Origin of the sequence: Microbacterium sp. (genome assembly GCF_047602155.1) — a bacterium.
Lineage (GTDB): Bacteria > Actinomycetota > Actinomycetes > Actinomycetales > Microbacteriaceae > Microbacterium.
Genome location: NZ_JASGHZ010000001.1, coordinates 1335063 through 1349594, shown reverse-complemented (window position 1 = coordinate 1349594; position 14532 = coordinate 1335063). Strand labels below are relative to the sequence as shown.

Sequence of the window (14532 nt, the reverse complement as noted above, 5' to 3'; positions counted from 1 at the left end):
CTCCTGTGTCTTTCTCTAATTCCCGCGCTTCCACCAGGTCTTCTCCGTGTCGACGGAATCGCCCCAGCCGATGACGTTCACCCACACGTCGTAGCCGTCGGCGCCCAGGCGGCACTCGATCTGCTTCGACCCGCTGCCGTCGAAGTTGACGGAGTGCCGCACGCTGAACTCGTCGCCCGAGCCTCCGCCGCCCAGGTCGCCGTGCGCGCACACGACGTCGTAGGTGCCGATGTTCGCGTCGCGCCAGTTCACGACGAAGTAGTAGCAGCCGTTGACGCAGGTGCCGGGGTACCTGTCGCCACGCGTGACCCAGATGCGCGGCTTCGGTTCTTCTGCCGAGGTCGCCGAATCGGATGCCGTCGTGGTCTGTCCGGCGGCGCTCGTGCGCACCGACAGGGTGCGCGTCGTGCTGTAGCCCACGGTGTAGCTCTCGTTGCCGTTCGCGGCGACCGTGCGCCAGCCGCGGCCGTCGCCGGTGTTGATCTCGGTCGTGATGTCGCGGCCGTTGCGGGCCGGCGAGGTCCACGTCATCGTGATGGTCGTGCCGCTGGCGGTGGCCTTGGCGGTCGGGTTGCCGATCGGGCCGTAGGGAGCCACCGAGGCCGACGCGTTCGATGGGCCACTCGCGAACGTCGAGCCGTCGACGGTCGAGACCGCGCGGACCCGGATCGTGTAGCTGCCGTTGTTGTCGACCTGGCCGTTTCCGGCCGTGCCGGCCCCGCCCGTGCCGCCGGCGACCCAGTCGCTGCGCCAGCCGGCGCCGTCGACGGAGTACTCGTAGCGCAGTTCGCCCGCCGTCGCGCCGCCCGTGGCGCCCGCCGTCCACGTCACGGCGACCTGGTTGTTGCCCGGCGTCGCACCGGTCACCGACGGCGCCCCGGGAGCGGTCACTCCGCGGCGGGGCGCCGACGAGTCGCTGTACGCGCCCCAGCCGGCCTTGTTCCGGGCGCGCACGTCGAACGTGTAGCTCGTCGTCGAGGTGTCGACGACGACGGCCTGGCTCGTCTGCCCGGCGGGCACCGCGATGCTCCGCACGACGGTCGAGCCCTGCGTGACGCGCAGCTCGTACCCCGAGATGGCGTCGCCGTTGTTCGCGGGCGCGACCCAGTCGACGCGGATCTGCGCCTGCGACCCGACCGGGTCGAGCAGCGCCGTCGTCGGGGCGCCCGCCGCCGACGGCGGCGCGGCCGGCACCATCGTCGCCGACCAGGGGCTGAACTCGCTCGGCTCGGGCGCGCGGTTGTGGGCGCGCACGCGCACCTGGTACGCGACGCCGTTCTCCAGCCCGTCCCACACGATGCTCGTGCCGGTCACGCCGGTCTTCTGCACGATGCCCGACGGCGGCGCGGGCGAGATCTCCAGCGTGTAGCTGTCCACCGGCGAGCCCTCCGTGCGCGGTGCGACCCACGACACCGTCAGGCTGCGGTCGCCGAAGTTCAGCGTCGGGGGCGCCGGGGTGTCGGGCCGCACGTCGGGGCGGGCGGTCTCCGACGGCAGGGACGGGTCGGAGACGCCGACCTGGTTCGTGGCCGTGACGACGAAGTTGTACTCGACGTTGTTCGTCAACCCGTCGAGGGTGCAGGTCGTCGAGGCGCACTGCTTCGTGTAGCCGCCGGCGACCGACGTGACGGTGTACCCGGTGATCGGCGACCCGTTGTCGATCGGCGGCGTCCACGACAGCACGACGGTGCGGCTCTGCACGCTGGAGACGACCGGCCTACCGGGGGCGGCCGGGCGGCCCTGCACCGTGATGCGGATGCGGCCCTCGACGGCACGGTCGGGATCGTCCGTGGCATCCATCACCTGGTAGCGGACCACGATGACGCCGACGTACGCCTTGTCGCTCGTGACCTCGACGCGGTCGCCGACGACCTGCACGCGCTCGGTGTCACCGCTCTCGACCACGGCCGACACGACCGTCAGCGGCTTGTCGGGGAAGGGGTTGACGTCGTTGGCGAGCACGGCGACCGACTCGGTCGCCCCCTGGTCGGAGCGGTCGATGACGTCGTCGTTGACGCTCGCCAGCGGCCGGGTGGATGCCGCCACCTCGACCGAGATCGTCGCCTCGGCGGGCGTGGTCTCGCCGTCGGAGGCGGTGACGGTGAGGAGGGCCCGCGTGCCCTTGGCGGTGTTCGCCGCCGCCGACACGGTGAGGGTCGTGCCGTCGACGGCTGCGGTCATCCCGAGGGGTGTCGAGCCGGTCAGCTGGAAGCGCAGCCTGCCCTGGTCTTCGGGGTCGGGGTCGGTCGCGAGGGCGGCGAGGTCGAGGGTGGATGCCTCTTCGCCCGGGGCGACGCTCATCGACGCGCCGACCATCGTGGGCGGCTGGTTGTCGGGCGGCAGCACCGTGATGGGGATCGTCAGCGTCGCCTTGCGGCCGGCCGGGTCGTCGGGGCCCTCGCCGTCGGTGACCTCGAACGTGAGGGCGTCGGTGCCGAAGTACCGGTCGGCCGAGGTGTAGACGAGCGTGTGCTGGTCGGAGAACAGCGGGGCGCCGTTGGCGTGCGCCGCGGTGACCTTGGCCGCCTCCGTGATGACGACGTCCTTGCCGCCGGCCGCGCGGACGTAGTCCTTCAGGGGCAGCTCGATCGTCTCGCCGCTTTTCACCTCGACGGCCGTGGTCGAGATGAGGCTCGGCGGCAGCGCGCTCAGCGCGGGCACCCGGATGAACGCCGACGCCGACTGGTCGTCGGCATCGGTGATGGTGTAGGTGATCAGCTGCGCCTCGTCGGTGAGGGTCACCCGCACGACGCCGTCGGCGCGCACCGTCGCCGTGCCCGCACCGGTGCCGAGCGTGACCGTGAGGGCGCTGCGCGTGCCGTCGGGGTCGTCGTCGTTGTCGAGCACGGCGACATCCGCGACGTTGTCGTCGTTCACGTCCTCGGCACGCACGCGGTCGTCGCGCGCGATCGGCCGCTCCAGCGGCACGTCCTCGTCGACCGTGATCTGCACGGTCGTCGTCGCCTTCAGGCCCCGCGAGTCGGTGATCGAGTACTGCAGCGAGGTGTTCATCTCGGCATCCGGAGCCGTGATGAGCAGGTACTTCCCGCTCGTCGTCGCCTGCAGGCCCGCCACGTCGGACAGGGTCACCGCGTTCGGCGCGAACCCGAACTCGTCGCCGTCGGGGTCGGAGTCGTTCTCGAGCACCGGCACCGCCACCTCGCGCCCCGGGCGCATGACGATCGCGTCGCGCACGGCGTACGGCGCCTGGTTGGTCGAGGCGGCGGGGGCGATGCCGACCTGGATCGGGGCGGTGCCCTCCTTGCCGAGCCGGTCGCGCACGCGGTAGGTGAACGAGTCGACGCCGACCGCGTCGCTGAACGCCTCGTAGACGAAGTGGTTCGCCCCGGTCTCCACGATGCGCCCCTTGGCCGGCGCGCTCGCGATGCCGATCAGCTCCACCGAGTCGCCGTCCTCGTCGATGCCGTCCAGCGGCACCGGGATCTCGACCTTCGTGCCGCTGAGGGTGCGCGCCGTGAGGTCGCGCGGGCGCGGAGCCGAGTCTGCCTCGTCGTTGCGCGGCAGGATCTGGATCGTGACGTACGCGGCGTCGTGCTGCCCGGTCGAATCGACCACCTGATACGTCGCGTAGACGGTCTTCGGCTCGTCGCCGGCGCGGAAGCGCAGCGTGTCCTCGGAGACGAACGCCTCGCCGTCGGCGGGGTCGATGAGCGGGGCGACGAGGTCGGGCTCGACGTGGATGACGTCGCCGTTCGGGTGGTAGTCGTTCTCCAGCACCGGGATCGTCACGACGTCGCCGGCGCGCACGACGACCTGATCGTCGCCGGCGACCGGCGGCCGCAGCCGCGAGGGGGCGGGCACGGGGATCACGACGATCTCTCCGTCTGCCGAGCGCGACCCGTTCGAGATCGTGTACCCGACGCGCACCTGCTGGTCGATCGAGGCGAGGTCGCTGATGCGGATCGTCTCGTGGCCGAGCACGGCGGCGGCGACGCCGGTGCCGGCATCCACCGTCACCGACTGCACGACGAGGATGCCGCCGGCCGGATCGGTGTCGTTGGACAGCACGTTCACGAGCACCTCGCCGCCGCTCGGCAGCAGCGCGATGTCGCGCACGGCGACCGGGGGCAGGTCTTCGTTCGACTCGGGCAGCACGTCGACGCGCACCAGTCCCGGCACCGAGTTCGGGCCCGCCGAGGCGAGGTACTGCACGTAGGAGGTGCCCGCGGCATCCGCCGTGAACGAGAACGTCTTGTCGGCGAAATCGGGCGTGATCGTGGCCCCCGCCACCTCGTCGACGCGCGTGAGGCGCAGCGGCTCGCTGCCCGAACTCGTGTCGTTGGTCAGCGGCGCCACCGTGATCGTGCGGCCGGCGCGGGTGACGACGTGGTCGGCGTTGGTGATCGGCGCGGTCGTGCCGAGCGGGCGGATGTCGTAGCGCGCCACGCCGGCGCCCTGCGCCGTGCCGTCGGAGACGATGATCGGCACGTCTTTGCGGCCCTGCACGCCGCCGATCGCGCGGTAGGTGATCTGCCCGTCGGAGGTGAAGTCGGCCTCGTCGCCGCCGTCCGGCGCGACGTCGAGCAGGAAGATGTCGTCGCCGTCGGGGTCGATCCAGTCGGGCAGCACGTTGTACGAGGCGGTGCCGCCGGATTCGACCGTGATGAGCGTCGTGCGCTTCTGCACCGGCGGCGCGTTGACGTCGTGGCCGTGCACGCTGAGGGTGACGGATGCCGTCGCCTCGCCGCCCCGCCCGTCTTCGACCGTGTACTCGAACGTCGTCGACCCGGTCGCGTCCTCGGGCACGGTGATCTGCAGCGCCGAGCCGTTGTAGATGGGTTCCACGGTGCCGAACCCGGGCACCCGCGAGACCGCCGCGACGAGCACGTCGCCGTCGGCGTCGGTGTCGTTGTCGAGCACGGGCAGCACCGTCGTGCGGCCGGGCCGGATGCCGTACTCGTCGTCCTGCGCGATCGGCGGCGTGTTGACGTCGGTGCGCTCGGGGAGGGTGGTCTGCACCGTCTCCTCGGTGGTCTCCTCTTCCTCGTCGCCCTCGCCCTCGGGCGGCGTGATGTCCTGCCAGTTGTCGACGCGCTGCATCGAATCCGACGCCATCCAGGCCGCGCCGCCGAACACGTCGTTCAGCACGACGACGTCGCGGTTCACGCGGAAGCGCAGGATGCTGGTCGGCTCGATGCCCGGCACGTCCTGGGCGACGTCGTCCTTCTCGCCCGGGCAGTCGCGCACGAACCGGCCCGATCCCGACCAGGCGCCGTAGGCGCAGCCGGCGACGAAGACGGGCTCGGCGGGCGTGCCCTTCGCCGCGGTGCCCGTGCCGATCTCGACCGGGTCGCCGCCGCCGACCGGCATCCGCAGGAGGCTCGTGGGGGTGGCGAGGGTGACGGAGTCGGCGGGGCCGGAGGGCTGCTGCAGCACCGCGTCGGGCGGCACGTCGACGCGCGAGCCGTCGCCGCCGTAGAGGGTGTTCGTGTCGCCGTCGAGCACGAACGCGGTCGTGCCGACGACCGTGATCGACAGGTCGTGGTCTTTCGCGACGCCCTCGAGGGTGCGCGCCGACTTCTCCACCGTGTCGCCGTCGCCGTCGGGGCCGAACGAGCGCAGCGTCGCGTCTTCGGCAGACACGGTGTACACGGTGCCGTCGACGCCCACGGCGACGCGGCCGTTCTTGCCGACGTCGGCGACCGGGTCGGCGCCCTGCACGCCGATGCCGCTGATCGCGGTGAACGGGCTCGTCCACAGCGACCCCGACGGCTCGAGCACGGCGACGGTTCCCGACCCCATCGACACCCGAGAGCCCGGGGCGAGGTCGGCCGAGTCGGAGAGGATGACGCGCGCCGGGTCGACGGAGGCGATGGACGAGCCGGTCGTGTCGACCACGAGCACGCGCGACCCGCTCTGCAGCAGGTCGTAGTCGGCATCCGTCGTGCGCAGTCCGCCGTCGAGCACGAGCGAGGAGTGGTTGAAGTGGCCCACGAGCAGGCTGGACTGCTTCGTCACCCACACGCCGTCGTCGTGCAGGTCGACCTCGGTGGTGGGCTTGCCTTCGTAGACGACGGCGAAGTACCCGACCGCGAGGGCCGCGACGGTGATGGCAGCGGTAGAGGCCAGCGCGCGCGGTCTGACGGCACGGGGTTTTCGGGCGCGAAGGCGCGAGCGAAGCCACGCAAGGGACTTCATGGTGGGCTCGGCTCCCCTCCGAACTCGTTGCGTGGCGTCGGGACCTGGTGCTGAAGCAGGCGCGCACGGTGGGCAGACCCCGCTAGCCTACGTCACCGCGCGGCCGTCCCGAAACGCGCCGCCCCCGCCCCCGCGCCCCGCGCGGCGCCCACCCCCGCGCGGCGCCCACCCCCTCGGGTTCAGTCGCGCCCGCGGGTTCAGTCGCGGCATCCTGCGGTTTCAGTCGCGGCAATCTGCGAGTTCAGTCGCGGCAATCTGCGGGTCAGCGACGGGCACACCCACAATTCACCGCGACCCAACCAACGAAGTACGTCGCGCCCGCAGCCCAGCCGCGGCCGCGGGTTCAGTCGCGGCAATCTGCGAGTCCCGAACGGCAGCACCCACAATTCGCCGCGACCCAACCAACGAGGTACGTCGCGCCCGCAGCCCAGTCACGGTTCAGTCGCGGCAATCTGCGGGTCAGCGGACGGCAGCACCCACAATTCGCCGCGACCCAACCAACGGGGCGCGTCGCGCCCGCCGTTCGGTCGCGGCAATCTGCGGGTCGGCGGCGCAGGCACCCGCAGGATGCCGCGACCGAAGGGGGCGGCGGGGATCCGACGCGCCGCGGGGCAGGCACGCGCCGCGGGGCAGGGACGCGCCGCGGGGCAGGGACGCGCGCGGGTCAGGCGCCGACGTAGGTGGCGAGGTGCTGGGCCGTCAGGGTGCCGCCCGCGGCGACGAGCGCGGCGGGGGTGCCCTCGAAGACGACGCGCCCCCCGTCGCGGCCGGCGCCGGGGCCGACGTCGATGATCCAGTCGGCGTGCGCCATGACGGCCTGGTGATGCTCGATGACGATGACGGAGTTGCCGGCATCCACGAGGCGGTCCAGCAGCGCGAGGAGCTTGTCGACGTCGGCGAGGTGGAGGCCGCTGGTCGGCTCGTCGAGCACGTAGATCGCAGCCGGCCCCGCCATCCCGATCGCGAGCTTCAGGCGCTGACGCTCACCGCCCGACAGGGTGTTCAGCGCCTGCCCGAGCGTGATGTAGCCGAGGCCGACGTCGACCATGCGCGACAGCGTCGTGTGCGCGGAGCTCTTCTTGGCGCCGGTGTCGAAGAACGCGAGGGCCTCCTCGGCCGACATCGCCAGCACCTCGGCGATGTTCTTGCCGTCGAGGGTGTACTCCAGGACGTCGTCGCTGAATCCGCTGCCTTCGCACAGCTCGCACCGGGTCTCGACCGTCTGGGTGAACCCGAGGTTCGTGATGATGACACCGAGCCCCCTGCACGCCGGGCACGCGCCCTCGGAGTTCGCGCTGAACAGCCCCGGCTTCACGCCGTTCGCCTTGGCGAAGGCGCTGCGGATCGTGTCGAGCAGGCCCGTGTAGGTCGCCGGGCTGCTGCGGCGCGACCCCTTGATCGGCGCCTGGTCGACCACGACGATCTCACCGTCTGCGTGGGATGCCGGCAGGCTCCCGTGGATGAGCGACGACTTGCCCGACCCGGCCACCCCCGTCACGACGGTGAGGATGCCGAGCGGCACATCGACGTCGACGTCCTGCAGGTTGTGCACGTTCGCGCCGCGGATCTGCAGCGCCGCCGTCGACGCCCGCACCGACGGCTTGAGCTGCGCGCGGTGGTCGAAGTGGCGGCCGGTCACGGTGTCGGAGGCGCGCAGCCCCGCGACATCCCCCTCGTAGCAGACCAGTCCGCCGGCCCGCCCCGCACCCGGCCCGAGGTCGACGACGTGGTCGGCGATCTGGATGACCTCGGGCTTGTGCTCGACGACGAGCACCGTGTTGCCCTTGTCGCGCAGCAGCTGCAGCAGGTCGTTCATCCGCTGGATGTCGTGCGGATGCAGTCCGGTCGTCGGCTCGTCGAAGACGTACGTGATGTCGGTGAGGCTCGAGCCGAGGTGGCGGATCATCTTCGCGCGCTGCGCCTCACCGCCCGACAGCGTGCCGCTGGCGCGATCGAGCGACAGGTAGCCGAGGCCGATCTCGACGAACGAGTCGAGCGTCTGGCGCAGCCCCGCCAGCAGCGGCGCGACCGACGGATCGTCGATGGATGCCACCCACGCGGCGAGATCGGTGATCTGCATGGCGGCGGCATCCGCGATGTTGACGCCGTCGATCCGCGACGAACGAGCCCCCTCGTTCAGTCGCGTGCCGTCGCATGCCGGGCACGGCATGAACTTCACGGCGCGGTCGACGAACGCCCGGATGTGGGGCTGCAGGCTGTCGCGGTCCTTCTGCAGCATCGACTTGGTGACCTTGGGCACGAGCCCCTCGTACGTCATGTTGATGCCGGCGATCTTCACCTTCGTCGGCTCCTTGTAAAGGAAGTCGTTCAGCTCCTGTGCGGTGTAGTCGGCGACGGCCTTGTCGGGGTCGACGAAGCCCGACTCGCTGAAGCCCTTCACCATCCAGCCGTCGGCGACGTAGCCGGGCACCGTGATGGCGCCCGCTCTGAGCGAGAGCGAGCGGTCGAGCAGCTCGTCGAGGTCGATGTCGCTGACCTGGCCGAGGCCCTCGCAGTCGGGGCACATGCCGCCGGTGATCTCGAACGAGCGGCGCTCCTTCTTGCCCTTGTTCTTGCCGACGGCAATCGTCACCGCACCGGCGCCCGAGATCGACGGGACGTTGAACGAGAACGCCTGCGGCGACCCCACGTGCGGCTGGCCGATGCGGCTGAACAGCAGCCGCAGCATCGCGTGCACGTCGGTCGCCGTGCCGACCGTCGAGCGGGCGTTGGCGCCCATGCGCTCCTGATCGACGACGATCGCCGGGCTGATGTTCTCCAGCGCGTCGACGTCGGGGCGGCTGAGCTGCCCCATGAACTGCTGCACGAACGTCGGGTAGGTCTCGTTGATGAGCCGCTGCGACTCGTTCGCGATCGTGCCGAACACGAGGCTCGACTTGCCCGACCCGCTCACGCCCGTGAAGACGGTCAGGCGCCGCTTCGGGATGTCGACGTCGATGCCCCGCAGGTTGTTCTCCCGTGCGCCGACGACGCGGATGAGGTCGTGGCTGTCGGCGACGTGGACGGATGCGGTGGGTTCGGGCATGCCCTCTAGTCTGCCGCCGCGGCGTCGCCCGCGCTTCTCCGATCCTGACCGCGTCGCGTCCGCCGGCGGCTCCCCCATCGTCGAGACCCACCGCGTGCGTCGAAACCCACGACCAGGGACGCGGTCTCGACGCACGGAGGCGGTCTCGGCGGGTTGGGGGGGTCGGCGGATGCCGCCGCGCCACGCGGGCGCGGCGGGGCGCGCCGGGGCGCTCGTCGGGGCGCGGCGGCGACGCGGCGTGCTCAGACGGCCAGGTGGCAGCCGGCGAGGTGGTCGTCGACCATGCCGGCCGACTGCATGAGGGCGTACATCGTGGTCGGCCCGACGAACCGGAAGCCCCGCTTCCGCAGCGCCTTCGACATCGCCTCGGATGCCGGCGTCACCGCCGCGACGTCCGCGAACACCCGCGGACGCGGCCGGGGATCGGACGGGGCGAACGACCACATCAGCGCGTCGAGCTCGCCCGGCGCCATCGCCTCGACCAGGCGGGCGTTGCCGATCGTCGCCTCGATCTTGGCGCGGTTGCGGATGATGCCGGCATCCGCCACCAGGCGTTCGACGTCGGCCGCGCCGAACTCGGCCACCGCCGCCGGCTCGAACCCCGCGAACACCTCGCGAAAGCGGGGGCGCTTGCGCAGGATCGTGATCCACGACAGCCCGGCCTGGAACCCTTCGAGGCTGAGCTTCTCGAACAGCGCGCGGTCGCCGTGCAGCGGGCGGCCCCACTCCTCGTCGTGGTAGCGGCGGTACTCCGCGTCGTCACCCACCCAGCCGCAACGCGCCACGCCGTCGGGGCCGATGCGCAGGTCTGTGATCATCGCCCCAGGCTAGCGGCGGGGTCCGACACGGGAAGGGCCGCGGCAAGAGAAAGGGGGCCGCGCCACCCGTTGCACGACCCCCTGGAAGGCAGGCCTGCATCCCCTCGAAGCCGAACGTGGGATGCCGCTTCCTGCCGTTGCGTGCAGTGCCTTCACTAGGTAAGTGTCCGCAGCGGCCGGATCCTTACACTCCGACCCCACTTTGTTATCATTTCGTGATAATCGGCGGGGTGGGGGCTACTTCTTCTTGAGCGACTTCTCCGACACCGGCGCCTCGCCCGCGGCGGCGAGCGCCGCATAGTAGGCGCGCGCCTCGTCCTGGCGCTCCTGCTCGCCGCCGAGGGCGATGGGCGCGCGGACGTGCTCGGGCGCGAGCTCGAACGCGTCGACGAGATCCTGCGCGTGCGGGCGCAGGCGCAGGCAGAGCCGGTCGATGTACCTCGAGACGGATGCCGCCCGCTGCGTCGACAGGCGCCCGTTGATGAGGTACCAGGCCAGGTGCTTCTCGACGAGGCTCAGCCCGAACAGGTCGCGCAGCCACGTCAGCACGTGCTTCGTGCCCGCGTCTTCGACCCCGGCGATGCCGTCGCTGAAGGCTTCCCACTGCAGCAGCTCGCCGTGCGCGCGGGCGGCCTCGATGAGCTCGGCCTGATTCGCGTTGAAGATCGCGGCGGCCTCGGCGGGCGACGCCTTCGCCGCCGGACGCAGCCGCCCGGCGATGTCCGACACCATCTGCTCCACGCGCCCCGCCAGCAGCTCGTGCTGGTGCTCGGCGCGCAGGCCGAGCTCGACCGAGCGCGCCGTCGAGCCGAGGTCGGCGACCGCCTGGCCGAGCCGACGCAGCCCCGCACCGTGGAAGACCTTGCCGGCGGTCTGCTTGGCGGCGAATCCGGCGAGTTTCGCGGCATCCGCCCCCGTGAACTGGCGGGCGAAGTCGGACAGCAGGCGCTTGCCGACCAGCTGCAGCAGCACGGTGTTGTCGCCCTCGAACGTGACGTAGACGTCGAGATCCTGGTGCAGGCCGACGAGGCGGTTCTCGGCCATGAAGCCGGCGCCCCCGCAGGCCTCGCGGCACTCCTGGACGGTGTCGAGCGCGTTCCACGTCGACAGGGGCTTCAGGGCCGCAGCGAGCGTCTCGAGGTCTTCGCGGTTCTCCGGGGTGTCTTCCCGGCCGCTGAACACGTCGTCGTACTTGCGCAGCAGCTCGTCGCCGGCGAAGAACTGCGCGTACACCTGTGCGAGGCGCGGCAGCAGGCGGCGCTGGTGCATGCCGTAGTCGAGCAGCACGACCTCGTCGGTGCCGGCGCCGGAGTCGAACTGGCGGCGCTGGTTCGCGTAGGTCACGGCGATGTCGAGGGCGAGCGCAGTGGCGGTCGTCGTCGCGCCGTCGAGCGAGACGCGGCCCTGCACGAGCGCCCCGAGCATCGTGAAGAAGCGCCGGCCGGGGCTCGGGATGTCGCTGGAGTAGGTGCCGTCGGCGGCGACGTCGCCGTAGCGGTTGAGCAGGTTGAACCGCGGGATGCGCACGTGCTCGAACGCGAGCCGTCCGTTGTCGATGCCGTTCAGCCCGCCCTTGACGCCGTCGTCTTCACTGCGGATGCCGGGCAGCATCGCGCCGTCCGCGTCGCGGATCGGCACGAAGAAGCAGTGCACGCCGTAGTTCACCCCATCGGTGATGAGCTGCGCGAACACCGTCGCGGCGCGCCCGTGCCGGGCGGCGTTGCCGAGGAACTCCTTCGTCGCCGCGCGGAACGGCGTGTGGATGACGAACTCCTCGGTCTCCGGGTCGTACGTGGCGGTCGTGCCGATCGCGGCGACATCCGAGCCGTGGCCCATCTCGGTCATGGCGAAGGCGCCCGGCATCCGCAGGTCGATGACGTCGGCCAGCCACGCGTCGTGGTGTTTCTCGGTGCCGAGCTGGTGGATCGCCGACCCGAACAGTCCCCACTGCACGCCCGACTTGATCTGCAGGCTCGGGTCGGCCAGCACCAGCTCCATGAATCCGGCGAGGTTGGCGCCGTTGTCCTCGTGGCCGCCGTACTTCTTCGGAAACGCGCGGCGCGACCCTCCGTGCTCGACGAGGAGGCGCAGCTGGCCGAGCACCCGCTCGCGATGCTCGTCCATCGGCTGTCCGTCGATGCGCCAGAACGCCGGATCCTTGATCATCTCTCGCGCCTCACGGCGGGTGTGCCCCCAGGTGCCCAGCAGCAGGTCGGTGACGGCGTCGACGTGGATGCGCGGATCGTGCGCCTCGTCGGCCGACTGCACCTCGTCGGGACGATGCGCGGCGGTGGGCGCCCCGCCGGCGGGCGTGCGCCGGTGGGTGGCGGGTCGCTTCTGGCGGATGGCCGCGTCGGTCATGGCATACCTTTCGGCAGTCGGGAAGATCGCTGCCGACGGTAGATCGCCTACAAGAAGAGTGCAAACCGATTGCACGGTGTCCATAACCGCGGGAGCCGGCGCGGCATCCCTCCTGTATGAGACCCACACCCACCGTATCTGACACGGAGTCTCATCGTGCGGACCTGATCAGGGGGGCTGCCCGTCGCCGAGCCGCCCGGCATCCGTCGCGGAATCGGATCAGACACGCAGAATCGGATGCCGGCGGCTCCGGCATCCGATTCTGCGATGACTTTCCGATTCTGCGAGCGGGCCGACACGACCGGGTCGGCGCGACCGGGCCAGCCCGATCCGGCCGGCGCGACCGGCCGCGGCGCCGCGTCAGAGCTCCAGGCCGTGGCCGAAGCGGAACAGCGGGTCGGCGGTGTCGAAGGGCACGTCGGGGCGCGACGCCTCGACCGCGGCCATCGACCGCGGGACGTCGAACGGCAGCTTGCCCTGGGCCCGCGCCGCACCGGTGAGCACGTCGAGCAGGGCGGCGGAGCTCGCGCCCCAGTTCGCCGTGAGGACGACGCCGGCCTCGGCGAACGGCGTGAGAATCGCCGGACGGTCCAGGAACACGTCGACGACCGTGGGAACGGATGCTGCCACCTCCTGCACGTGCGCGATCACCTCGGCCGGGAAGTCGAGCGAGCCGGAGTGGAAGAAGCTCTCGAACATCGACGGGCGCTGCTCGAACGGCGCCTGCAGCCGCAGCACCGCGATGTCGGCCTCGGCGGGGGTCGCGACGACGTCGCCGTACGCGGCGGCGGCCTCGGCGTCGATGCCCTCGACGTACAGCTTCGCGCCGCGGGCGAAGGGCACGGCATCCGTCGCAGTCAGCACCGTGATCGCCGCACGCTGGGCCGCGTCGCCCACCGCGCGGAACTCGGCCGAGCCGACGATCCGGTCGGCGGCCGCAACGTCGACGTAGGGGTTCTCGAACAGACCGAGCACGAACTTCTCGCGCAGCAGGCGCCGCGCCGAGACGTCGAGGCGGTCTTCGGCGACGACACCCGCACGCACGAGGTCGATGAGGATCTCGGTGCAGCGCTCGCCGCCGAACTGGTCGGCACCGGCATCCAGGATCTTCGCCATGCGCTCGGCCGGTGTGAGGTGCTCGACGCCCCAGGCGCGCGCCGGGAACGGGGTGCCCATGATCTGCGCGTCGCTGATCAGACCCCAGTCGGTGCAGACGATGCCGTCGAAGCCGTAGCGCTCGCGCAGCAGGCCCGTCAGCACCGTCTTGTTGAAGCCGAAGCCGACCTCCTCGTGCTCGGTGCCGATCGGCATGCCGTAGTACGGCATCACCTGGCTGACGCCGGCGGCGAAGGCCGCCTCGAACGGCTTCAGGTGCAGCTCGAACTGTCCCCCCGGGTACACCTGCTCGCGGCCGTACGCGAAGTGCGGGTCTTCGCCGTCTTTCTGCGGGCCGCCGCCGGGGAAGTGCTTGACCATCGCCGACACCGAGGTCGCACCCAGTTCATCGCCCTGGAACCCGCGGATGTAGGCGGCGCCCATCCGGCCCGACAGTTCGGCATCCTCACCGAACGTCTGCAGCTGACGCGCCCAGCGCGGCTCGGTCGCGAGGTCGACCTGGGGGTGCAGCGCGACCCGGATGCCGACGGCGGTGTACTCCTGCCGGGCGATGTCGCCGAACCGTTGCACGAGCGCCTCATCACGCGTGGCGGCCAGGCCGAGGGCGTCGGGCCACTGCGAGAACGGACCCGACAGCAGGGCCGCTCCGGGGTTCTCGGTGAACGAGTGGCGCGGATCGGTGGAGATCGTCACGGGGATGCCGAGCCGCGTGGATGCCGCCAGCTCCTGCAGCCGGTTGTGCCACTGCGCCGTCTCGCCGGCGGTGGGGGCCACGCTGAGCAGGTTGAAGTGGTTCATGTGCCGGACGTTGACGTACTCGTCGGTCGACGGCAGGCCGAAGCTGGGGTCGCCGGCGGAGAGCGTGCCGCCCTCGCCCATCGTGATCATGGTCTGGAAGAAGAGGCCGGCCTTCTCTTCCAGGGTCATCTGGTTCAGCAGGATGTCGACTCGTTCGTCGACCGGGAGGCTCGCATCGCGATAGCGGGTGTCGACCTCGGGCGTGGCGTCGTTGCTCATGCCGTCAGCATAAAC

General features: G+C 71.2%; 5 protein-coding genes. All 5 read right to left on the bottom strand.

What is annotated here, in order from left to right; translation table 11 throughout:
• Nucleotides 1-15 precede the first annotated feature (15 nt).
• Nucleotides 16-6159, bottom strand: a complete 6144-nt coding sequence (locus QM720_RS06300) for an Ig-like domain-containing protein (RefSeq protein WP_415125290.1) — start codon at nucleotides 6157-6159, stop codon at nucleotides 16-18.
• A gap of 664 nt (nucleotides 6160-6823) precedes the next feature.
• On the bottom strand, nucleotides 6824-9205 hold the full coding sequence (locus QM720_RS06295) for an ATP-binding cassette domain-containing protein (protein WP_415125289.1): 2382 nt from the start codon (nucleotides 9203-9205) through the stop codon (nucleotides 6824-6826).
• Nucleotides 9206-9447: 242 nt separating this feature from the next.
• Nucleotides 9448-10023: a DNA-3-methyladenine glycosylase I gene (locus QM720_RS06290; RefSeq protein WP_415125288.1), complete on the bottom strand. Its 576-nt coding sequence runs from the start codon at nucleotides 10021-10023 to the stop codon at nucleotides 9448-9450.
• Between the two features lie 237 nt (nucleotides 10024-10260).
• Nucleotides 10261-12384, bottom strand: a complete 2124-nt coding sequence (locus QM720_RS06285) for an acyl-CoA dehydrogenase (protein WP_415125287.1) — start codon at nucleotides 12382-12384, stop codon at nucleotides 10261-10263.
• Nucleotides 12385-12744: 360 nt separating this feature from the next.
• Nucleotides 12745-14517, bottom strand: coding sequence for a glycoside hydrolase family 3 protein (locus tag QM720_RS06280; protein WP_415125286.1), 1773 nt, complete (start codon nucleotides 14515-14517; stop codon nucleotides 12745-12747).
• Nucleotides 14518-14532: the final 15 nt, after the last annotated feature.

Excerpts from the sequence above, each read along its gene's own strand:
- QM720_RS06280 (WP_415125286.1), bottom strand. The coding sequence starts at position 14,517 with ATGAGCAACGACGCCACGCCCGAGGTCGACACCCGCTATCGCGATGCG.
- QM720_RS06290 (WP_415125288.1), bottom strand. The coding sequence starts at position 10,023 with ATGATCACAGACCTGCGCATCGGCCCCGACGGCGTGGCGCGTTGCGGC.
- QM720_RS06285 (WP_415125287.1), bottom strand. The coding sequence starts at position 12,384 with ATGACCGACGCGGCCATCCGCCAGAAGCGACCCGCCACCCACCGGCGC.
- QM720_RS06295 (WP_415125289.1), bottom strand. The coding sequence starts at position 9,205 with ATGCCCGAACCCACCGCATCCGTCCACGTCGCCGACAGCCACGACCTC.
- QM720_RS06300 (WP_415125290.1), bottom strand. The coding sequence starts at position 6,159 with ATGAAGTCCCTTGCGTGGCTTCGCTCGCGCCTTCGCGCCCGAAAACCC.